The following is a 1,472-nucleotide window of genomic DNA, read 5'->3' as shown; positions in this document are numbered from 1 at the left end:
TCCCGCCTCCCGCCCCTCCGCCAGCCAAGCAGCATGGACATCGACCTGACCCGCACCTTCCTGGAGATCGCCCGCCACGGCAGCTTCGTCGCCGCCGCCGAGCGCATGCACGTCACCCAGACGGCGATCACCGCGCGTATCCAGAGGCTGGAAAGCCACCTCAACTGCAAGCTGTTCGTGCGCAACCGCGCCGGCGCGCGGCTGACCGCCGACGGCGAGGCGTTCATCATCTACGCCAACCAGATGCTGCAGACCTGGGAGGCGGCGCAGCGCGACCTGCCGCTGCCCGAGGGCGTGGACAACGTGCTGCACATCGGCGGCGAGGTGAGCCTGTGCAACCCGCTGATGCTGCGCTGGGTCGCCCGCATCCGGCAGGCCATCGACAGCTATGCGGTGCGCGCCGAGATCGGCAGCGGCGACGCCCTGCTGCGCCAGCTGGAGCTGGGCGTGCTGGACGCCGCCCTGGTGTACCAGCCGCACTACTGGCCGGGGATGCAGGTGGAGCAGTTGCTGGAGGAGAAGCTCATCCTGGTGCGCGCCAGGGACCCCGAGCCCTACGTGTACATCGACTGGGGCGAGGGCTTCCGCCAGCAGCACGACAGCGCGCTGCCGGACAAGGCCCGCGCGCCGGTGGCCTTCAACCTCGGCCCGCTGGCACTGCAGTACATCCTGGAGAACGGCGGTTCGGGCTACTTCCGCACGCGGGTGGTGCAGAGCTACCTCGACAAGGGCGTGCTGCGCCGCGTGCCGCGGGCCCCGGAGTTCAGCTACCCGACCTACCTGGTGTACTCCCGCGAGCGCGACTCGGTGCCGTTGCAGCAGGCCTTCGCGCTGCTGCGCGAGCTGGTGCGCGAGGACCCGGACTGGTCGCAGCGCTGGGACCCGACGCTCTGAAGGCAGGCGGAACCCGCACCGGGGCTACACTGCCCAACGCTGAGCCTGCTTCGGTCAGGCGCCAACCTTCACCGCCCTGGGAGGCCGGGCATGCGCAACCTTGATTTCAGTTCCTGGGAGGGGCTGCTTTCCACCCTTTTCGGGCTGGCCCTGATCACCCTCGTCGGCGTCGGCATCCGCCTGCTGGCGATGCAGACCCTGCAGCAGCGCCGCGAACGCGAGAACCGCCAGATCAACGAGCGCCTGCGCACCCTGATCGCCGCCTACAAGACCCTGGGCGGCTCCTTCACTGGCAACCTGCTGGTGGACCCCACACACCGGCGCGGCCTGCAACGGCAGGATGAGAACGCGACGGAGGACGCCGGTACGCTGCCCGCCGAGCCGGAGGGCGGCTGGTCCAGCACCGACCGTTCCCGGCGCATCCGCGACGCGGTGGAGGCGGCGCTGTCGGACATCCTCCTGCTGGGCACCGAGGAGCAGGTGCGCCTGGCTGCACGGGCCGCCACCGAGCTGGCCGCCGGGCGGCCGATCCCGACGGCCGAGCTGGTCGTCTCGCTACGCGACTTCATACGCCGGGT

2 protein-coding genes are annotated in these 1,472 nt (G+C 70.6%); both read left to right on the top strand.

The window, feature by feature from the left end:
- The first annotated feature begins 33 nt into the window (after positions 1-33).
- Entirely contained in the window at positions 34-894 is an 861-nt protein-coding gene (locus DK254_RS28665) for a LysR family transcriptional regulator (protein ID WP_109937331.1), read from the top strand.
- Positions 895-984: 90 nt separating this feature from the next.
- On the top strand, positions 985-1,472 hold a 488-nt coding region (locus DK254_RS28660), incomplete at its 3' end, for a hypothetical protein (protein WP_109937330.1).

The sequence above is a fragment of the Pseudomonas sp. RW407 genome (assembly GCF_003176655.1).
GTDB classification, from domain to species: Bacteria; Pseudomonadota; Gammaproteobacteria; order Pseudomonadales; family Pseudomonadaceae; genus Pseudomonas; species Pseudomonas delhiensis.
The sequence above is the reverse complement of the archived record's forward strand: the minus strand, read 5'-3'. Positions and strand labels throughout refer to the sequence as shown.

Excerpts from the sequence above, each read along its gene's own strand:
- DK254_RS28665 (WP_109937331.1), top strand. The coding sequence starts at position 34 with ATGGACATCGACCTGACCCGCACCTTCCTGGAGATCGCCCGCCACGGC.